17 protein-coding genes, 1 tRNA gene and 1 other RNA gene are annotated in these 18,262 nt (G+C 73.6%); 12 read left to right on the top strand and 7 right to left on the bottom strand.

Going from position 1 to position 18,262, the window contains the following annotated elements:
* Positions 1–12 precede the first annotated feature (12 nt).
* The 3 genes from H9X71_RS07845 to aceE all read right to left on the bottom strand — a co-directional run bounded on the left by H9X71_RS07845 (position 13) and on the right by aceE (position 5,045).
* Positions 13–933 (bottom strand): ACP S-malonyltransferase, encoded by a 921-nt coding sequence (locus H9X71_RS07845; RefSeq protein ID WP_191146592.1) that lies wholly within the window; start codon positions 931–933, stop codon positions 13–15.
* Positions 934–1,027: 94 nt separating this feature from the next.
* The gene (locus H9X71_RS07850; protein ID WP_191146593.1) at positions 1,028–2,302 is read right to left on the bottom strand and encodes a PucR family transcriptional regulator; all 1,275 of its coding nucleotides are present in this window, start codon (positions 2,300–2,302) and stop codon (positions 1,028–1,030) included.
* A gap of 16 nt (positions 2,303–2,318) precedes the next feature.
* Positions 2,319–5,045, bottom strand: coding sequence for a pyruvate dehydrogenase (acetyl-transferring), homodimeric type (aceE, locus tag H9X71_RS07855; protein ID WP_191146594.1), 2,727 nt, complete (start codon positions 5,043–5,045; stop codon positions 2,319–2,321).
* A gap of 256 nt (positions 5,046–5,301) precedes the next feature.
* On the opposite strand from aceE, the gene H9X71_RS07860 reads away from it, so the two are divergent.
* Complete coding sequence (locus H9X71_RS07860) at positions 5,302–5,775, top strand: peroxiredoxin (protein ID WP_191146595.1); 474 nt, start codon at positions 5,302–5,304, stop codon at positions 5,773–5,775.
* Positions 5,776–5,811: 36 nt separating this feature from the next.
* Here the strand turns inward: H9X71_RS07860 and H9X71_RS07865 are convergent, their stop codons facing one another.
* Entirely contained in the window at positions 5,812–6,501 is a 690-nt protein-coding gene (locus H9X71_RS07865; RefSeq protein WP_191146596.1) for a DUF1345 domain-containing protein, read from the bottom strand.
* 92 nt (positions 6,502–6,593) lie between these two features.
* On the opposite strand from H9X71_RS07865, the gene H9X71_RS07870 reads away from it, so the two are divergent.
* Positions 6,594–6,666, top strand: a tRNA-Val gene (locus H9X71_RS07870).
* Here the strand turns inward: H9X71_RS07870 and H9X71_RS07875 are convergent.
* Positions 6,626–7,486 (bottom strand): TetR/AcrR family transcriptional regulator, encoded by an 861-nt coding sequence (locus tag H9X71_RS07875; RefSeq protein ID WP_342355640.1) that lies wholly within the window; start codon positions 7,484–7,486, stop codon positions 6,626–6,628. The genes H9X71_RS07870 and H9X71_RS07875 overlap by 41 nt on opposite strands.
* Here H9X71_RS07875 and H9X71_RS07880 point away from each other — a divergent pair.
* The 7 genes from H9X71_RS07880 (at position 7,371) to rnpB (ending at position 11,673) form a co-directional block, all read left to right on the top strand.
* Positions 7,371–8,006: a biotin transporter BioY gene (locus tag H9X71_RS07880; protein ID WP_191146597.1), complete on the top strand. Its 636-nt coding sequence runs from the start codon at positions 7,371–7,373 to the stop codon at positions 8,004–8,006. The two genes, H9X71_RS07875 and H9X71_RS07880, sit on opposite strands and share 116 nt — an antisense overlap.
* Positions 7,961–8,689, top strand: a complete 729-nt coding sequence (locus tag H9X71_RS07885; protein WP_191146598.1) for an energy-coupling factor ABC transporter ATP-binding protein — start codon at positions 7,961–7,963, stop codon at positions 8,687–8,689. The genes H9X71_RS07880 and H9X71_RS07885 overlap by 46 nt, the downstream gene beginning before the upstream one ends.
* Positions 8,686–9,294: a CbiQ family ECF transporter T component gene (locus H9X71_RS07890; protein ID WP_191146599.1), complete on the top strand. Its 609-nt coding sequence runs from the start codon at positions 8,686–8,688 to the stop codon at positions 9,292–9,294. The genes H9X71_RS07885 and H9X71_RS07890 overlap by 4 nt, the downstream gene beginning before the upstream one ends.
* A 90-nt stretch (positions 9,295–9,384) precedes the next feature.
* The gene (locus H9X71_RS07895; RefSeq protein ID WP_191146600.1) at positions 9,385–9,558 is read left to right on the top strand and encodes a hypothetical protein; all 174 of its coding nucleotides are present in this window, start codon (positions 9,385–9,387) and stop codon (positions 9,556–9,558) included.
* 52 nt (positions 9,559–9,610) lie between these two features.
* A complete protein-coding gene (locus tag H9X71_RS07900; protein WP_191146601.1) occupies positions 9,611–10,438 on the top strand; it encodes a Nif3-like dinuclear metal center hexameric protein in 828 nt (275 codons plus the stop codon).
* 76 nt (positions 10,439–10,514) lie between these two features.
* Positions 10,515–11,249: a zinc ribbon domain-containing protein gene (locus H9X71_RS07905; protein ID WP_191146602.1), complete on the top strand. Its 735-nt coding sequence runs from the start codon at positions 10,515–10,517 to the stop codon at positions 11,247–11,249.
* Between the two features lie 44 nt (positions 11,250–11,293).
* Positions 11,294–11,673, top strand: an RNA gene (rnpB, locus tag H9X71_RS07910) — RNase P RNA component class A.
* Positions 11,674–11,743: 70 nt separating this feature from the next.
* Here the strand turns inward: rnpB and ppgK are convergent.
* Complete coding sequence (gene ppgK / locus H9X71_RS07915) at positions 11,744–12,565, bottom strand: polyphosphate--glucose phosphotransferase (RefSeq protein WP_191146603.1); 822 nt, start codon at positions 12,563–12,565, stop codon at positions 11,744–11,746.
* Between the two features lie 74 nt (positions 12,566–12,639).
* Here ppgK and H9X71_RS07920 point away from each other — a divergent pair, with 74 nt between their 5' ends.
* Positions 12,640–12,822 (top strand): SPOR domain-containing protein, encoded by a 183-nt coding sequence (locus tag H9X71_RS07920; RefSeq protein ID WP_191146604.1) that lies wholly within the window; start codon positions 12,640–12,642, stop codon positions 12,820–12,822.
* A 27-nt stretch (positions 12,823–12,849) separates the two neighbouring features.
* Here the strand turns inward: H9X71_RS07920 and panB are convergent, their stop codons facing one another.
* Positions 12,850–13,719: a 3-methyl-2-oxobutanoate hydroxymethyltransferase gene (gene panB, locus H9X71_RS07925; RefSeq protein WP_191146605.1), complete on the bottom strand. Its 870-nt coding sequence runs from the start codon at positions 13,717–13,719 to the stop codon at positions 12,850–12,852.
* A gap of 85 nt (positions 13,720–13,804) precedes the next feature.
* Here panB and H9X71_RS07930 point away from each other — a divergent pair, with 85 nt between their 5' ends.
* Both H9X71_RS07930 and H9X71_RS07935 read left to right on the top strand, forming a co-directional pair.
* Positions 13,805–15,142, top strand: coding sequence for a glutamine synthetase family protein (locus H9X71_RS07930; protein WP_191146606.1), 1,338 nt, complete (start codon positions 13,805–13,807; stop codon positions 15,140–15,142).
* A 58-nt stretch (positions 15,143–15,200) separates the two neighbouring features.
* On the top strand, positions 15,201–18,218 hold the full coding sequence (locus tag H9X71_RS07935) for a bifunctional [glutamine synthetase] adenylyltransferase/[glutamine synthetase]-adenylyl-L-tyrosine phosphorylase (protein WP_191146607.1): 3,018 nt from the start codon (positions 15,201–15,203) through the stop codon (positions 18,216–18,218).
* Positions 18,219–18,262: the final 44 nt, after the last annotated feature.

Consider the following 18,262-nt stretch of genomic DNA (forward strand, 5'->3'; position numbering starts at 1 on the left):
GGTGAGGCGGGATCAGGCGTGCGCGTCGAGCATGTCGATTGCCGCCGGGAGGTCGTCGGGCGTGGAGAGCGCGAGCGTCGGCAGGCCCTTGAGGCCGCGCTTGGCGAGGCCCGTCAGCGCACCGGCGGGGGCGACCTCGATGAGGCCGGTGACGCCGGCCGCGTCGAACGCCTCCATGCAGAGGTCCCAGCGCACGGGGCTCGCCACCTGGCCGACGATGAGGTCGAGGTACGCGGCGCCCGACTCGACCCGGCTGCCGTCGCGGTTCGTCCAGACGGGGAACCGCGGGTCGCGCGGGGCGAGCGGCGCGACGGCGGCACGCAGCGCGTCCACGGCGGGGGCCATGTGGTGCGTGTGGAACGCGCCGGCGACCTGGAGGGGGATGACGCGCGTGCCGCGGAGCGGCTCGGCCTGCAGCGCGGCGAGGGCCTCGGGTGCGCCGGCCACGACGATCTGGCCGCCGCCGTTGAAGTTGGCGGGCTCCAGGTCGAGCTCGGCGAGGCGGGCGAGGACGGCGTCCTGGTCGCCGCCGACGACCGCGCTCATGCCCGTGCGGGTGATCGCCGCGGCCTCGGCCATGGCGTCGCCGCGGGTGCGCACGACGCGCATCGCCTCGTCGTCCGTGAGGATGCCAGCCCCGGCGGCCGCGGTGATCTCGCCGACCGAGTGCCCGGCGATGCCGGCGACGTAGGCGTCACGCCCCTCCGCCAGGAGCGCGTGCAGGGCGACGATGCCCGCCGCCACGATGAGGGGCTGCGCGACGGCGGTGTCGCGGATGGTGTGGGCGTCCGACGTCGTGCCGTGCGTGACGAGGTCGAGGCCGGCGGCGTCGCCGAGCTCCCCCAGACGTCGCGCGTGCTCCGGGTGCTCGAGCCAAGGGGAGAGGAAGCCGGGCTTCTGCGAGCCCTGACCCGGGCAGACGACGATGATCATCCGTCCATCCTCCCGCTCGCGGAGGGGGAGGCCGGAGTCGACGTCCTACAGAGGATCCGCGACGACGTTGTGAGGGCTCCACACGCGATGAGCGTCACCGGGCCGCCTGCCGCTTCGGCCGCGCGCGCCCCGAGCCCTGCTGCTTCGGCACGGCGGTGCCGGCCTCGGCGATGCTGCCGATGATGAGCGCCGCCTGGAGGATGAGCGCCTCACGCGCGCCGGTGGCGTCCCAGCCGATGACGTCGGAGACCCGCTTCAGACGGTACCGGACGGTGTTGGGGTGCACGAACAGCTCGCGCGCCGTCGCCTCGAGGGAGCGGCCGGTGTCGAGGTAGCACCACAGCGTCGCGAGCAGCTCCGTGGAGTGCGCCTGCAGCGGCTTGTAGATGCGGTTGATGAGGGTGGAGCGCGCCAGCGGGTCGCCGGCGAGGGCGCGCTCGGGCAGCAGGTCGTCGGCGAGCGTCGGACGCGGCGCGTTCCGCCACGAGCGCGCGACCGCGAATCCGGCGAGGGCGGCGCGAGCGCTGCGCGACGCCTCGACGAGGCTCGGCACCTCGTGGCCGAGGACCAGGTGGCCGGAGCCGAAGCCCGGCTCCAGCTGCGTCGCGATCTCGAGGAACGCCACGGGCGGCGTCTCGGGGGCGGGCGCGTCGGGATCCGCCTGCGCGGGGGAGGCGCGCCCGATGACCAGGACGAGCCGGCTCCCCTGGACGCCGATGAGGACGTCCGCGTCGAGGTGCCGGGCCGTGCGGCGCAGCTGGTCGACGTCGAGCACCGCGGGCGCCGTGCCCACGAGGACCGACACCTCGCCGTGCCCGTGCCAGCCGAGGGCCGCGATGCGCGACGGCAGCTCGTCGTCGTACTCGCCCGAGAGGATGCTGTCGACCACGAGGGCCTCGAGCCGCGCGTCCCAGAGCCCGCGGGCCTCGGCGGCGCGCGCGTAGACGTCGGCCGCCGCGAAGGCGATCTCCCGCGAGTAGAGCAGGATCGCATCCCGCACCGTGCGGTGGCGGTCCCGCACGCGGTCCTCGACGACCTCCACCGTGACCCGGATGAGCTGCAGCGTCTGCTGCAGGCTCACCGAGCGGAGGAGCTCCCGCGGGGCCGCGCCGAACACGTCGGCGGCGATCCACGGCGTGGAGTCGGGGTCGTCGTACCAGTGGATGAACGACGTGATGCCGGCCTGGGCGACGAGGCCCACGGCGGACCGCCGCCCCGGCGGCATGTCGCCGTACCAGGGCAGCGTGTCCTCCAGCCGCTTGAGCGTCGCGCTCGCGAGCTCGCCCGACAGGGACCGGAGCCACGTCAGCGTCTCCGCCTTCGTCTCCCCGGTCTCCACGTCGGTGTCGTGCCGGTCGCTCGGGGTCACGTCAGGTCGGCGCAGCTCACGCCTCGCCGCCGGCCGACCCGGTGGTGCCGGCGTTCACGTCGAGGAGGCGGTACTTGTCGATCGCCCACTTCGGCGCGTCCTGGTCGACCTTCCCCTGCTTGGCGAGGCGCTGCAGCGTCTTCACGACCATGGACGGACCGTCGATGGCGAAGAAGCGGCGGGCGGCCGGACGGGTGTCCGAGAAGCCGAAGCCGTCGGCGCCGAGCGTCGAGTAGTCGCCCGGGACGAACTGCCGGATCTGGTCGGGGACCGCGTGCGAGAAGTCGGTGACCGCCACGAACGGGCCCTCGGCTCCGCGCAACTTCTCCTCCAGGTACGGGACCCGGATCTCGGAGTGCGGGTGCAGCAGGTTGTGCTCCTCCGCGGCCAGGCCGTCACGTCGCAGCTCGCCCCACGAGGTGACGGACCAGACGTCGGCGGAGACGCCCCAGTCGTCGGCGAGGAGCTTCTGCGCCTCGAGCGCCCACGGGACCGCGACGCCGGACGCCATGAGCTGCGCCTTCGGGCCGTCGATCCAGCCGTCCTTGAGCTTGTACACGCCGCGGACGATGCCGTCCACGTCCACGCCCTCGGGCTCGGCCGGGTGGATGATCGGCTCGTTGTACACCGTGAGGTAGTACATGACGTTCGGGTCCTCGTGCTCGCCGCCGTACATCCGCTCGAGGCCGGTGCGCACGATGTGGCCGATCTCGTAGGCGTACGCCGGGTCGTACGAGACGACCGCGGGGTTCGTCGCCGACAGGACCAGCGAGTGCCCGTCCGCGTGCTGGAGGCCCTCGCCCGTGAGCGTGGTGCGACCGGCGGTGGCGCCGATGAGGAAGCCGCGCGCCATCTGGTCGCCGGCCGCCCAGATCGCGTCGCCCGTGCGCTGGAACCCGAACATCGAGTAGAAGACGTAGATCGGGATGAGCGGCTCGCCCTGCGTCGAGTACGTGGTGCCGAGGTTGGTGAACGCCGCCAGGGCGCCCGCCTCGTTGATGCCCACGTGCACGATCTGGCCCTGCGGGCTCTCCTTGTAGGAGAGCAGCAGCTCGCGGTCGACCGACGTGTAGTGCTGGCCGTTCGGGTTGTAGATCTTCGCCGTCGGGAAGAAGGCGTCGATGCCGAACGTGCGGGCCTCGTCCGGGATGATCGGGACGACGCGGTTGCCGAAGTCCTTGGCGCGGATGAGGTCCTTCAGCAGACGCACGAACGCCATGGTCGTGGCGATCTCCTGGGTGCCGGAGCCCTTCTTCGAGATCCGGTACGCGGAGTCGTCGGGCAGCGAGATGGCCGTGTGGGCCGTGCGGCGCTCGGGGGAGTACCCGCCGAGGGCGCGACGGCGCTCCTGCATGTACTGGATCGCCTCGTCGTCCTGGCCGGGGTGGTAGTACGGCGGCAGGTACGGGTTCTCCTCGAGCTGCGCGTCCGTGATCGGCACCCGCATCTCGTCGCGGAACTGCTTGAGGTTGTCGAGCGTGAGCTTCTTCATCTGGTGGGTCGCGTTGCGGCCCTCGAAGCTCGGGCCGAGGCCGTAGCCCTTGACGGTCTTCGCGAGGATGACCGTGGGCTGGCCCGTGTGCTCGCTCGCCGCCTTGAACGCCGCGTAGACCTTGCGGTAGTCGTGCCCGCCGCGCTTGAGGTTCCAGATCTGGTCGTCGGTGTAGCCCTCGACGAGCTTCGCGGTGCGCTCGTCGCGCCCGAAGAAGTTCTCGCGGATGTAAGCGCCGCTCTCGGCCTTGAAGGTCTGGTAGTCGCCGTCGGGCGTGCGGTTCATCAGGTCGAGGAGCGCGCCCTCGGTGTCGCGGGCGAGCAGGTCGTCCCACTCGCGGCCCCAGACGACCTTGATGACGTTCCAGCCGGCGCCGCGGAAGAAGCTCTCGAGCTCCTGGATGATCTTGCCGTTGCCGCGGACGGGCCCGTCGAGTCGCTGCAGGTTGCAGTTGATGACGAAGTTCAGGTTGTCGAGCTTCTCGTTCGCCGCCACCTGGAGCTGGCCGCGGCTCTCGACCTCGTCCATCTCGCCGTCGCCGAGGAAGGCCCAGACCTGCTGGTCGGACGCGTCCTTGATGCCGCGGTTGGTGAGGTACTTGTTCGCCTGAGCCTGGTAGATCGCGTTGATGGGGCCGAGGCCCATCGAGACCGTGGGGAACTGCCAAAACTCCGGCATGAGGCGGGGGTGCGGGTACGACGACAGGCCGCCGCCCTCGTGGCTCTTCTCCTGGCGGAAGCCGTCGAGCTGGTGCTCGCTCAGGCGGCCCTCGAGGAAGGCGCGCGCGTAGGTGCCGGGCGACGCGTGGCCCTGCACGAAGACCTGGTCGCCGCCGCCGGGGTGGTCCTGGCCGCGGAAGAAGTGGTTGTAGCCGACCTCGTAGAGGGCGGCCGAGGAGGCGTACGTGGCGATGTGGCCGCCGACCGCGATGCCGGGGCGCTGGGCCCGGTGCACCGTGACTGCCGCGTTCCAGCGGATCCACGCGCGGTACCGGCGCTCGAGCTCCTCGTCACCGGGGAAGTCGGGCTCGTTCTCCGGCGCGATGGTGTTGATGTAGTCCGTGGTCGGGACCATCGGCACACCCAGGTGCAGCTCCTTCGAGCGCTTGAGGAGGCTGAGCATGACGTCGCGTGCGCGACCCCGGCCCTGCGTCTCGACGAGCCCGTCGAGGGACTCGTTCCATTCGGCGGTCTCTTCCGGATCCTGGTCGGTGTGGTTCACCGAGTACGGATCCTGGTCGTTGACAGTCACCCTCGACCTCTTCCTGTGGTGTGCAGACATCGTCTTCGGTGCCACGGGGCTCGAAGGGTGCGAGACCGCGCGTACGCCAGGAGCCAGCCTACCCATGCGGACCGACGGTGACGGACGGGGCCCGCCGGGCTGCCGCGGGCCGCGGCCCGTCGGGTCAGGACGCGGCGGGCGGAGCTGGACATCCCTGTCCCCCGGCGTAGGATCGACCCTCGTGCCAGACAGGGGACATCTGCCGGCACGGAAGGATCCGCACCCCATGGCCCTGGCCAACGACACACAGGCTCCCGACTTCGAGCTCGCCAACCAGTTCGGCGAGCGGGTCCGGTTGAGCGAGTACCGCGGGCACCGCGCGGTCGCCCTCGTCTTCTTCCCGCTGGCCTTCTCCGGCACCTGCACGGGGGAGATGTGCCAGCTCGAGGAGAACCTCGGCCTCTTCGCCGACAGCCGCGTGGAGCTCATCGGCATCAGCGTCGACAGCAAGCACACGCTGCGCGCCTGGGCCCAGCAGCAGGGCATCGACTTCCAGCTCCTCGCCGACTTCTGGCCGCACGGCCAGGTGGCCAAGGAGTACGGCGTGTTCCTCGAGGAGAAGGGCTTCGCGAACCGCGCGACCTTCCTCATCGACACCCGGGGCATCATCCGCGGCAGCTTCATCACGGCACCCGGCGAGGCGCGCGAGCTCGAGGCGTACCGCTCGGCGATCCGCGACCTGGCCCTCGTCCCGGCCTGACCGGCGCGCGTCCCCGCGCGTCCCGCCGGGGCGGCTTCAGTCGAGGATGTTGACGGCGCGCGCGATGACGAGCGCGAGGATCACGAAGCCGGCGAACGCCTGCAACGACATGAGGCCCTTGGCCCGGTGGCTGAGCGGCATGGTGTCGGTCGGGCTGTACGCCATCGAGTTCGTGAGCGAGAAGTACGCGTAGTCGACGAAGCCGGGCACCCAGTCCGCGTGCTCGGACGAGCGGCGGGCGACCTCGGACACGGCGCCCCCGTCCTCATCCTGGGGGAAGCGGAAGTCGGCGGGCGCGAGCGCCGCGCGGGCGTGCGTCCGACGGGCCACCGGACCGCCGCGATCCAGCTCCCAGTAGACGAGCGCGAAGGCCAGCACGTTCGTCGTCCACACCTGCAGCGCCGTGAGCAGGAGCTCCGCACCCGCCTCCGAGGCGTCGACCAGCGCGACCACCAGGGCGACGAGGCTGACCTGGTTCGCGACCAGCAGGAGCCCGCCGAGGGCGAGGCCGAGCCCGCGCGACCAGGCCGTCTCCCGGTCGAGGCGCCGCGGGTTGAGGGCGACCAGCGGCACGAGGAGGGCGACGGCGACGGCGACCACCGCGATCCGCGCGCCGGCGGGCACGGCGGTCGGCGCGACGCCGTACAGCGCGACCGCGGCGAGCAGGCCGACCGCGGCGGGCCAGCGGGACTCGGCGACCGTGCGGCGCGAGGGGTGGGTGGGCACGGGGGAGAGGCTACGGCGATCCCCGACGGCGGCGCCGGGACGCGCCGACGCGGTCGGCTAGCATGGCGGGGCGCCGGATCCCCGGCCGTCAGGGGCCTTTAGCTCAGTTGGTAGAGCGCCACGTTTACACCGTGGATGTCGTCGGTTCGAGCCCGGCAGGGCCCACCTCACGTGTCGTCCCCACGGCGACCGGCGTCGTGCCGCGCAGGTCCGCGAGCCCGCGCACCAGCAGGTCCACCCCGAAGCGGAAGCCCTCGGCCGACTCGCGCCGCGCGCGTGCGGACGGCGCCGGCTGCACGACGCCGAGCCGTGCGAGCTGGTCCCGCTGCTGCTCGTGCGCCACGTGGCCGAGCACGAAGTGGAGGAGCGCCGCGGCGGCGCGCGCGGTGTCCGCCTCCCCGATGCCCGCCGCGGCCACGGCGTCGGCCAGCGCGCGACGCGCGGCCGACGAGCCGAGCCCGAGGACCGTCGTGCTCGCGACCACCTCCGCGCCGTCGCGGTGCGCGAGGAGCGCGGCCCGCAACGCACCCGCCTCGTCCTGCACCCGCTCGTCCCACGGGCGCTGCCCCCGCGGGCGGCGCGGACGGTGCGCGGCGGACTCGGCGACGATCCGGTCGGCCACCTCGGCGAGGAGCCCCTGCTTGTCGGGGAAGTGCCAGTAGAGCGCGCTCGGCTGCACCTGCAGCGCGGCGGCCAGGCGGCGCATGGTGAGGTCGGGGAGGCCGTGCTCGTCGAGGATCCCGAGGGCAGCCCGGGCCACGTCGTCGCGGGTGTGCCCCCTGCCGCCGCGCGCCCCCGCCATGCCGCCACTATAGTGAACGGCGTTCAGGTGAACGCCGTTCAGGAGCGTCCCGAGGCCGAGGAGCAGCATGACCACGTCGCCGTCCGTCCCCGAGGACCGCGCCTCGCGCGTCGACGCCACCGACCTCGCCCGCGTCGCCGTCCTCGCCGCGGTCATCGCGGTGCTCGGCCTGCCGGGCGGCATCAGCGTCCTCGGCGGCGTGCCCATCACGGCCCAGACCCTCGGGGTGATGCTCGCCGGGGCGATCCTCGGACCATGGCTCGGCGCGCTGTGCATCCTGGTGCTGCTCGCGCTCGTCGCCGTCGGCCTGCCCCTCCTCGCGGGCGGCACGGGCGGCATCGGCGTCTTCGCCGGACCGACCGCCGGGTACCTCCTGGGCTGGATCCTCGGCGCGCTCGTCGTCGGGGCCCTCGTCCACCTCGGCGGGCGGAAGCCCGCCCTCGTCCGCACCGCCGTCGCCATGGTGGCCGGGGGCATCCTGGCGATCTACGCCCTCGGGATCCCCGTGCAGAGCGCCGTCACGCGCCTCCCGCTCGTCGAGACCGCCACCACGAGCCTCGTGTTCCTCCCGGGCGACCTCATCAAGGCCGCCATCGCCACGGGCATCGTGATGACCCTCGTGCGCGGCTACCCGCGGGCCTTCCGGCGGCGGGCCGGATGGACCCGCACCCCGTCCCGGACCTCCGCGGCATCCGGCGCGTGACCGGCGCCGCCCTCCGCCTGGACGCCGTCGGCGTGCGCCTCGGCGACGTGGACGTCCTGACCGACGTCACGCTGGACCTCGACGCCCGCACCGTCGCCGTCATCGGCGAGAACGGATCCGGCAAGAGCACCTTCGCGCGGCTGGTCGGCGGGCTCGTGGCGCGCTCGTCCGGCGACGTCCGGGTGCTGGGGCTGGATCCCGCGCGCGACGCCCGGGAGCTGCGACGGCGGGTCGCGCTGGTGTTCAGCAACCCGGACGCGCAGATCGTGATGCCCACCGTCCGCGAGGACGTCGCCTTCTCGCTGCGGTCCGAGCGCCTGGCGCGGGATCGCACCGCCGCCCGGGTGGCGGACGCCCTCGCCCGCTTCGGGCTCTCCGACCTCGCCGACCGCCCGTCGCACGACCTGTCCGGCGGGCAGAAGCAGCTGCTCGCGCTCGCGGGCGCGTTCGTGCGCCGGCCCGAGCTCGTGATCGCCGACGAGCCCACCGCCTACCTCGACGCCCGCAACGCGCGCCGTGTCGCCGACCACCTCTTCGAGGAGGGCCACCGCCTCGTGCTCGTCACGCACGACCTCGCCGTCGCCCGTCGCTGCGACGCCGCCGTGCTGTTCGCCGGCGGCCGGCTGACGCGCGTCGGCACGCCCGCCGAGGTCGTCGCCGAGTACGAGGCGCTGCTCCGATGACGATGGCAGGGCGGGCACCGGGTCGCCTGGCCCGCATGCGGACGGGGCCGAAGGCGCTCCTCCTCGCCGTCGTCGTGCTGGCGGTCTCCCTCCTGCCGTCCACGTGGGCGGGCGCGGCCCTGGCGACCGGGGCGGCGGTGCTCGCCTACGCCTCCGCGGGCCTCGGCGACGGCCGGCTCGGGCTCCGCGCCCTGGCGTCGCAGCTGCGGGCGGTGCGGTTCCTCCTCCTGTTCACGCTCGTCTGCCAGGGAGTGCTGCTGGGCCCGGAGCCGGCGGTCGCGAACACGGCACGCGTCGCGACGGCGATCGCGATCCCCGGACTCCTCGTGCTCACGACGCCGACGACCGCGCTCCTCGACGCCGTCGAGCGCGGCCTGCGTCCGCTGGCCCGGCTGGGGGTCGACACCGAGCGCGTCGCGCTGCTCATGACCGTCACGGTCTCGACCGTCCCCGTCCTGGCGCGCCTCGCCGGGGACGTGCGCGACGCGCAGCGCGCCCGCGGCGGACGCGCCGACCTGCGGACCTTCGTCGTGCCGTTCCTCGTCGTCGCCCTCAAGCACGCGGACGACCTCGGCGACGCCCTGACCGCACGCGGCGTCCGCTGACCGCGGCCCGCCCCGGGCGACCGCGGTGGCCGCGCATCCGCTCACGCATGCGTTCGCGCACTCACGGTCCGTTGCCGCTACTGTGCAGTCATGAGCCCCGAGAAGGTCGAGGACGCGGCCTCCTGGTCCGTGGTCGACGCCGCGACCCACGGGTCGAGCACCCACCCCGGATCGGCCCAGCGCGCGCTCTGGCCCCTCGAGCCCCTCGTCCCCTCGATGGGCGACGACGACGACCCTCGCGCCGCCCGCTCCAGCGGACGCTGATCCGCACCCGCGCGCGCCGGGCCGCCACCGGCGCTTCGTTACGATGGGCGACGTGATCCCCATCCTCGCCGACGCCGTCCGAGCCGTCGAGGACGCCTGGCCTCCCGCCGGCGCGTCCGACTGGGACTCCTCGGGCCTCGTGAGCGGCGATCCCCGTCGTCCCGTGCGGCGGATCCACCTGGCCGTCGACGCGGTCCGCGCGACGGTCGACGAGGCGGTCGCCGCTGACGCCGACCTCCTGCTCGTGCACCACCCGCTGCTCCTGCGCGGCGTGACGACCATCGCCGAGACCGGCTACAAGGGCGCGCTCCTCGCCGACCTCGTGCGCGCCGACTGCGCGCTGTACGCGGCCCACACCACGGCCGACGTCGTCGAGGACGGCACCTCCGGCCGCCTCGCGGCCCTGCTCGGCCTGCTCCCGGAGACGCTGCGGCCCCTCGAGCCCGCCGAGGGCGGCGTCCGCGGCATCGGCCGCGTGGGCGACCTCCCCGCCCCCACCACGCTCGGGCGGCTGGCCGGCGAGCTCGCGCGGATCCTCCCGCCGACCGCCACGGGGATCCGCGCGGCCGGCCCCTACGACGCCCCGGTCACCCGCGTCGCGCTCTGCGGCGGCGCCGGTGACTCGCTCCTCGGCGCCCCCGAGGTCCAGGCGGCCGACGTCTACATCACCTCCGACCTCCGTCACCACCCGGCGAGCGAGGCCCGCGAGGCCGCCGTCCAGCGGGGAGGCGGACCCTGCCTCATCGACACGTCGCACTGGGCCAGCGAGTGGCTCTGGCTCGACGCCGCCGCCGACACCTTGCGGCAGGCGCTGCCGGACGTCGAGGTGACGGTGAGCGACATCCGCACCGACCCCTGGGACTTCGTCGTCACGCAGTGACGACCCGCGGCCCCGGCCGCACCCGCACCACCGGCAGGCGCGCCCGCCGCGCCGCCCGCACCACGAGAGGGAGAGCATGAAAGCCGATCCGAGCATCCAGAAGGAGCTCCTCGACCTGCAGGAGATCGACACCCGGCTCACGCACCTGAAGCGCCAGCTCGGCCAGCTCCCGCAGCTGAAGGAAATCGACGCCCTCCAGCGCGAGATGGAGCTCGTCCGACGCCGCCTCGGCGAGCGGACGGGCGTCGTCGAGGACGCGCAGACCGAGCTCGCCCGCATCGAGTCCGACGTGGCCGTGGTGCAGGCCCGCATGGACCGCGACCGGACCCGCATCGAGGCCGGCGGCAGCTCCAAGGACGTGCAGGCGCTCGAGCGCGAGCTCGAGTCGCTCCTCCGCCGACGCGGCACCCTCGAGGAGGTCGAGCTCGAGGTGATGCAGCGGCTCGAGGAGGCGCAGGCGGCGCAGGCCGAGGTGGTCGTCGAGCGCGACGGCCTGGCGCAGCGGCTCGCCGCGGCCGAGGCGGAGCGCGACGCCGCCGCCGTCGAGCTGCGCGTCCAGGCGGAGCAGGCGCAGAAGGACCGCGACGCGCTCGCGCCCCGGTTCCCCGAGGACCTCCTCGCCCTGTACGAGAAGCAGCGCGCCCGCTATGGCGTGGGCGCCGCCATGCTGCAGCGCGGCATCTCGCTCGGCAGCAACATCGCGCTCCACCAGAGCGACCTCGACGCGCTTCGGAAGCGGGCGCCCGACGACGTCGTGATCGACCCCGAGAGCAACGCCATCCTCGTGCGCACGGACGAGTCCGGCCTCTAGCGGGAGGACCGCCCGGGCGCCTGCCCTAGACTCGTCCCCGCGGATGGGTCGGCAAGACGGTCGCGCCGCGGAGGATCCCGAGAGGGGGAGACCGCGTCGAGGAACGTCCGGGCTCCGCAGAGCAGGGCGGTGGGTAACACCCACCCGGGGCGACCCGCGAGACAGTGCAACAGAGAGCAGACCGCCCGCCGCGCGAGCGGCGGGTGAGGGTGAAACGGCGGTGTAAGAGACCACCAGCGGCCCGAGTGATCGGGTCGGCTATGCAAACCTCGCCCGGAGCAAGGTCGAACAGGGGACGCACAGGCTGCTCGTCCAGTCCCCGGGTAGACCGCTGGAGGGCTGCGGTGACGCAGCTCCGAGATAGATGGCCGTCCAAGGTGCTCCGGCACCGGGACAGAACCCGGCGTATCAGCCGGCCCATCCGCATCCGCACGACGAAGCGGCCGGATCCCCTCGGGGATCCGGCCGCTTCGTCGTGCGCCGTCGGCGCGGGTTCAGTCCTCGGGCTTCGCCTTGTCGACGAGCTCGGCGGCGGGATCGTGCGGGCTCACGCCGGCCGCGTGGGCGGCGAGGGCCGCGGCGCCCATGATGCCGGCGTTGTTCCGCAGCTCGGCGGGCACGATGGGCGTGCGCAGGCGGAGCAGCGGCAGGAAGTGCTTGTGGTTCTTCGACACGCCGCCGCCCACGATGAACAGCTCCGGCCACATGAGCTTCTCGAGCTGGCCGTAGTACACCTGCAGCCGCGCGGCCCAGCGCTTCCAGTTGAGGTGCGCCCGCTCCTTGGCGGCGTACGACGCGCGGCGCTCGAAGTCGCGGCGGCCTGCGACGTCCATGTGGCCGAGCTCGGCGTTGGGGATGAGCACGCCGTCGTGGATGAGGGCGGTGCCGATGCCCGTGCCGAGCGTCGTCATGATCACGAGGCCGCGCACGTCCTTGGCGGCGCCGTAGCGCGCCTCGGCGTAGCCGGCGGCGTCGGCGTCGTTGACGAAGGTGATGCCGAGGCCGAGCCGCTCCTCGAACAGCTTCTCGGCCTCGAGACCGATCCACGTGGGGGAGACGTTCGCGGCCGACATGGTCGTGCCGTGGACGATCGCCGCGGGGAAGCACACGCCGAGGGGGGTGCCCGCCGGGACGTCGCCGAGCGCCTCGATGATCTGCTTCACCGTGGCCACGATGTCCTCGGGCTCGCCGCCCTGGGGCGTCGGCAGCTTGACGCGCTCGCTGCGCAGCTCGCCCGTCGCGACGTCCACGATGGCGCCCTTGATGCCGGTCCCGCCGATGTCGATGCCGATTGCGGTCGTCGCGTCGTCGCTCATGCAAGCGACCCTACCGGCTCGTCCGCCCCGTCCCGGCCCGCGCGCGCGAGGCGGACGGGCCTAGCATCGGCAGCATGAGCGACAGCGACGAGAAGTACTGGTACGACGACCGCACGGGCGAGGTCGAGAAGGGGATGCTGTCCCCGGGAGCCCACCGGATCGGCCCGTTCGCCACGGCGGAGGAGGCGGCGAGGGCACCCCAGCGGCTGCGCGAGCGCGCCGAGCAGTGGGCCGCGGAGGAGCGCGGCGAGGACTGAGGCGGCGCGGCCCCTGGCGACCGCGCGTCAGTCGGAGTAGCTCTCCGCCTCGGACGGGAACGCGCCGGAGACGACGTCGTCCCGGTAGCGGGTGGCGGCGTCGAGCAGGACCGCGCGCATGTCCGCGTAGCGACGCACGAAGCGCGGCACGCGACCCGAGGTGAGGCCGGCGAAGTCGGTCCAGACGAGGATCTGGCCGTCGGTGCCGTTCCCCGCGCCGATGCCGATCGTGGGGATCCGCAGCTCCGCGGTGACGCGGCGCGCGATCTCCTGCGGCACCATCTCCAGCACGACGGCGAAGGCGCCCGCGTCCTCGACGGCGCGCGCATCGGCGAGCAGCGCCTCGGCGGCGTCGCCGCGGCCCTGGATGATGTGGCCCCCCAGCCCGTGCTCGCTCTGCGGGGTGAAGCCCACGTGGCCCATCACGGGGATGCCGGAGGAGACGACCCGGCGAATCTGCTCGGCGCTGCGCACCCCGCCCTCGAGCTTGACCGCGTGGGCGCGCGCCTCCTTCATGAAGCGCACGGAGGTGGCGAGCGCCTGGTCGGGGCCCGACTCGTAGGAGCCGAACGGCAGGTCCGCCACGACGAGCGCGCGCTGGGCGGACGCGGCGACGGCGCGCGCGAGCGGGATCAGCTCGTCGACCGTGACGGGGACGGTCGTGTCGTAGCCGAGCACGGTGTTGCCGGCGGAGTCGCCGACGAGCAGGAAGTCGATGCCGGCCTCGTCGAAGACGCCGGCCGTGAGCATGTCGTAGCTCGTGAGGCCCGTGATCCGCAGCCCCTGCTCCTTGGCCCGGGCGAAGTGCCGGATGCGCACGCGCTTGGGCGGCGCCGCGGGCTCCGACGGCAGGCGGGCGGGCTCGGGCGGGGTGACGGCAGCGTCGGGGCTCTGCATGTCACGGAGTCTACGGCGGGCCCCGTCGGGGCTCGGTCCGACCCCTGGCCAGCCGGTAGGTTGGACTCCGACGAGAGGGTGGTGGATGGACAAGCAGCGTGACTTCGTCCTGCGGACGATCGAGGAGCGCGGGATCAAGTTCGTGCGCCTGTGGTTCACCGACGTGACCGGCACCCTGAAGTCGGTGGCGATCGCCCCGGCCGAGGTGGAGGGGGCGTTCGCGGAGGGCCTCGGGTTCGACGGCTCCGCCATCGAGGGCCTCACCCGCTCGTACGAGGCCGACATGCTGGCCCACCCGGATCCGACGACGTTCCAGATCCTCCCGTGGCGCGGCGAGATCGACCCCACGGCGCGCATGTTCTGCGACATCTCCACGCCCGACGGCCAGCCCGCCATCGCGGATCCGCGCAACGTGCTCAAGCGCACGCTGGAGAAGGCGGCCGACCGCGGCTTCACGTTCTACACGCACCCCGAGATCGAGTTCTACCTCCTCAAGTCGAGCGAGTTCGGCGTCGACGGCCCGGAGCCGGTCGACGCGGCGGGCTACTTCGACAACGTCCCGGGCGGCACGGCGCACGACTTCCGCCGCCGCTCGGTGCGCATGCTCGAGGACCTCGGCATCTCCGTGGAGTTCAGCCACCACGAGGCGGGCCCCGGCCAGAACGAGATCGACCTCCGGTACGCCGACGCGCTGACCACCGCGGACAACATCATGACGTTCCGCACGGTCATCAAGGAGGTGGCGATCGAGCAGGGCGTCTACGCGACCTTCATGCCGAAGCCCCTCGCGGCGAAGCCCGGCAGCGGGATGCACACCCACATGTCGCTCTTCGAGGGCGACGTAAACGCGTTCTACGCGTCCGGCGCCGAGTACCAGCTCTCCACCATCGGCCGCCAGTTCATCGCGGGGCTGCTCCGGCACGCGCCCGAGATCACGGCCGTCACGAACCAGTTCGTGAACTCGTACAAGCGGCTCTGGGGCGGCGGCGAGGCGCCGAGCTTCGTCACGTGGGGCCACAACAACCGCTCCGCGCTCGTGCGCGTGCCGCTGTACAAGCCCAACAAGGGCAACAGCTCCCGCGTCGAGTACCGCGCCATCGACTCGGCGGCCAACCCGTACCTCTCGTTCTCGCTCATGCTGGCCGCCGGCCTCAAGGGCATCGAGGAGGGCTACGAGCTCCCGCCCGAGGCCGAGGACAACGTCTGGAGCCTCAGCGACGCCGAGCGTCGTGCCCTCGGCTACGCGCCGCTGCCCTCGAGCCTCGACCACGCCATCCAGCTGATGGAGCGGTCCGAGCTCGTCGCCGAGACGCTCGGGGAGCAGGTGTTCAACTACGTCCTGCTCAACAAGCGGCAGGAATGGCGCGACTACCGCGCCCAGGTGACGCCGTACGAGCTGCGCTCGAACCTCGAGATGCTCTGACGCGGATCCCCGTCCGACGCCCCCGCACCGACATCCGACGACGAGGCCGGAGCCCCCGATGAGACGCGGACAGACCCTGACCGGCGCGCTCGCGCGCGCCGGCTTCGCCCGGCTGAGCGAGGTCGGCGCCACCCTCGCGGAGGTCGCCGGGCTGTCGGGCTGGGCCGAGTCCGACGTAGTCGACGCGCTCACGCCGAGCGCGGATCCCGATGCGGCCCTCGACGCGCTCGTGTCCCTGCTGCGCGTCGACCCGGAGCGCACGCGGGCCGTCCTCGCCGACGACGACGCACGGCACCGCCTCGCGCGCGTCCTCGGCTCGTCGCACGGCCTGGCCGACTTCCTCGTCCGGCACCCGGAGGAGCTCGACGCGTTCGCGCAGCCCCTGTCGCACCTCCCGGCGCCCGACGACGTCCGGGAGCGCATGCTCGACGCCGTGGGTGCGGTCGACGGCGTGGCCGGCGTCACGGGTACGGAGGCGCGCGCCGCGCTGCGCATCCGCTACCGCGCCCTCGTCGCCCGGGTGGCGGCCTGGGACCTCGTGCACCCGGATCCGCTCGTCGCCGTCCGCCCGGTGACCGCCGCCCTCGCCGACCTCGCCGGCGCGGCGCTCGAGGCCTCGCTCGCCGTCGCGCGCGCCGAGCTCTCCGTCCCCGGCACGTTCGGGCGGGCGCGACCGGAGGAGATCCGGGCGACGCGCCTCGCGGTCATCGGCATGGGCAAGGCGGGCGCCCGCGAGCTCAACTACGTGAGCGACGTCGACGTGATCTTCGTGGCCGAGGCCGCCACCGACGCCGAGGGCGAACCGCTCATCGAGGCGCACCGCGCGGTCGAGCTCGCGACGCGCCTCGCCGTCCTCACGATGCGCGGCATCGACGAGCACGAGATCGAGCCGGCCCTGTGGGAGGTGGACGCGAACCTGCGCCCCGAGGGCAAGGCCGGCGCGCTCGTCCGCACGCTCGACTCGCACCTCGCGTACTACGACCGCTGGGCGAAGGACTGGGAGTTCCAGGCGCTGCTGAAGGCGCGGCCGCTGGCCGGCGACGCCGAGCTGGGGGAGCGCTACGCCAACGCCGTGTCGCCGCTCGTCTGGTCGAGCGCGTCCCGCGAGGGCTTCGTCGGCCAGGTGCAGCGGATGCGCACGCGCGTCACGGACAACATCCCCGTCGAGCAGCTGCACCAGCAGATCAAGCTCGGACCCGGCGGGATCCGCGACATCGAGTTCACCGTGCAGCTCCTGCAGCTGGTCCACGGCCAGACCGACGAGGAGGTCCGGCACCGCGGCACCCTGCCCGCCCTCGTGGCCCTCGCCGACGCGGGCTACATCGGCCGGACCGAGGCCGGCGACTTCGCGCGCGACTACCGGTACCTGCGGCTGCTCGAGCACCGTCTGCAGCTCGACCGGCTGCACCGCACGCACCTCATGCCCACAGACGAGGAGCGGCTGCGCGTGCTCGCCCGGAGCACCGGGCTCGACGCCCGGGCCGAGGAGCTCGTCGCGCGCTGGACCGCCACCAAGGCGCGGGTGCGCTCCCTGCACGAGCGCCTCTTCTACCGGCCGCTGCTGGCGGCCGTGGCGTCGCTCCCCGAGGAGACGCTCGCGCTGACGAGCGACCAGGCCGCCGCCCGCCTGTCCGCCATCGGGTTCGTCGACGCGCGCGGGGCCCTCGGGCACATCCGGGCGCTGACGCAGGGGGTCTCCCGCAGCTCCGCCATCCAGCGCCACCTGCTGCCCGTCCTGCTGCAGTGGTTCGCGGACGGCCCGGATCCCGACCACGGACTGCTCGCGTTCCGCCGGCTCAGCGAGGCGCTGGGGGAGGCGACGTGGTTCCTCCGCATGCTGCGCGACTCCTCGGGCGCGGCGCAACGGCTGGCGCAGGTGCTCTCCGGGTCCCGCTACGTCTCCGAGCTGCTCGACCGCGTGCCCGAGGCGGCCGCGTGGCTCGCGCGCGACGAGGACCTCCGGCCGCGCACCTGGGCGGCGCTCGAGGAGGAGGCCGTCGCGACGGTCAACCGGCACCCGACCGCGGATGCCGCGGCGGCGGCCCTCCGCACCCTGCGCCGCCGCGAGATCCTGCGGCTCGCCATCGGCGCGATCGTGGGCGTCACGCACGTCGAGACGCTCGGCCCGTCGCTCGCCGACATCACCACGGCGACGCTGCGCGGCGTGATGCGCGCCATCCGCCGCGAGGACGGGCCCTGGCCCGAGTTCGCCGTCGTGGCGATGGGCCGGTACGGCGGCGCGGAGCTCGGCTTCGGATCCGACGCCGATGTGATGCACGTCTACCGTCCCATCGCCGGCATGGACCCCGAGCTCGCCCAGCGGCGGGCCCAGCTCATCGTCGCCGAGCTGACCCGCCTCACGGACGACACGCGGCTGCCGCTCGACCTCGACACCGGCCTGCGTCCCGAGGGCCGCAACGGGCCGGTCGTCCGCTCCTTCGCGTCGTACCGCGCGTACTACGAGCGCTGGTCGCTCACGTGGGAGGCGCAGGCGCTCCTGCGGGCCCGCGGCGTCGTGGGCGACAGCGGCCTCATCGCGGACTTCACGGAGCTCGCCGACCGGTTCCGCTACCCGGAGGGCATCGGGGACGCGGACGTGCGGGAGATCAAGCGGATCAAGGCGCGGGTGGAGGCCGAGCGGCTGCCGCAGGGCGCCGATCCCACCCGGCACCTCAAGCTCGGGCGCGGCTCGCTGAGCGACGTGGAGTGGCTCGTCCAGCTGATCCAGCTGCAGCACGCACATGCCCACCCGGCCCTCCGGACGCCGACCACGCTCGGCGCGCTCGCGGCCGCCGACGCCGGGCTCCTCTCGGCCGATGACGCCGAGCGCCTGCGCGAGGCCTGGCTCCTCGCCTCCCGGGTCCGTTCCGCGATGACCCTCTGGACGAACCGCACCGCCGACGTGCTGCCGGCCGACCGCGCCGCCCTCGACGCGATCGCGCGCCTGCTGGAGTACCCGCCCGGATCCGCGAGCGTGCTCGAGGAGGAGTACCTGGGCGTGACGCGCCGCTCGCGGGCCGTCTTCGAGCGGCTCTTCTACGGGCTCGACGAGCGTCCGGAGCCGCGCGGCGCCTGATCTCTGCGCGGGGAGGGCCGGCACGACGACGGGCCGCCCTCCCG

This window comes from Clavibacter zhangzhiyongii (genome assembly GCF_014775655.1).
Taxonomy (GTDB): Bacteria; Actinomycetota; Actinomycetes; order Actinomycetales; family Microbacteriaceae; genus Clavibacter; species Clavibacter zhangzhiyongii.

Excerpts from the sequence above, each read along its gene's own strand:
- H9X71_RS07905 (WP_191146602.1), top strand. The coding sequence starts at position 10,515 with ATGAAAGCCGATCCGAGCATCCAGAAGGAGCTCCTCGACCTGCAGGAG.
- H9X71_RS07885 (WP_191146598.1), top strand. The coding sequence starts at position 7,961 with ATGGACCCGCACCCCGTCCCGGACCTCCGCGGCATCCGGCGCGTGACC.
- H9X71_RS07930 (WP_191146606.1), top strand. The coding sequence starts at position 13,805 with ATGGACAAGCAGCGTGACTTCGTCCTGCGGACGATCGAGGAGCGCGGG.
- H9X71_RS07880 (WP_191146597.1), top strand. The coding sequence starts at position 7,371 with ATGACCACGTCGCCGTCCGTCCCCGAGGACCGCGCCTCGCGCGTCGAC.
- H9X71_RS07935 (WP_191146607.1), top strand. The coding sequence starts at position 15,201 with ATGAGACGCGGACAGACCCTGACCGGCGCGCTCGCGCGCGCCGGCTTC.
- H9X71_RS07845 (WP_191146592.1), bottom strand. The coding sequence starts at position 933 with ATGATCATCGTCGTCTGCCCGGGTCAGGGCTCGCAGAAGCCCGGCTTC.
- panB (WP_191146605.1), bottom strand. The coding sequence starts at position 13,719 with ATGCAGAGCCCCGACGCTGCCGTCACCCCGCCCGAGCCCGCCCGCCTG.
- H9X71_RS07920 (WP_191146604.1), top strand. The coding sequence starts at position 12,640 with ATGAGCGACAGCGACGAGAAGTACTGGTACGACGACCGCACGGGCGAG.
- H9X71_RS07875 (WP_342355640.1), bottom strand. The coding sequence starts at position 7,486 with ATGCCGCCCGGCAGGCCGAGCACCGCGATGACCGCGGCGAGGACGGCG.
- H9X71_RS07890 (WP_191146599.1), top strand. The coding sequence starts at position 8,686 with ATGACGATGGCAGGGCGGGCACCGGGTCGCCTGGCCCGCATGCGGACG.
- ppgK (WP_191146603.1), bottom strand. The coding sequence starts at position 12,565 with ATGAGCGACGACGCGACGACCGCAATCGGCATCGACATCGGCGGGACC.
- H9X71_RS07895 (WP_191146600.1), top strand. The coding sequence starts at position 9,385 with ATGAGCCCCGAGAAGGTCGAGGACGCGGCCTCCTGGTCCGTGGTCGAC.
- H9X71_RS07860 (WP_191146595.1), top strand. The coding sequence starts at position 5,302 with ATGGCCCTGGCCAACGACACACAGGCTCCCGACTTCGAGCTCGCCAAC.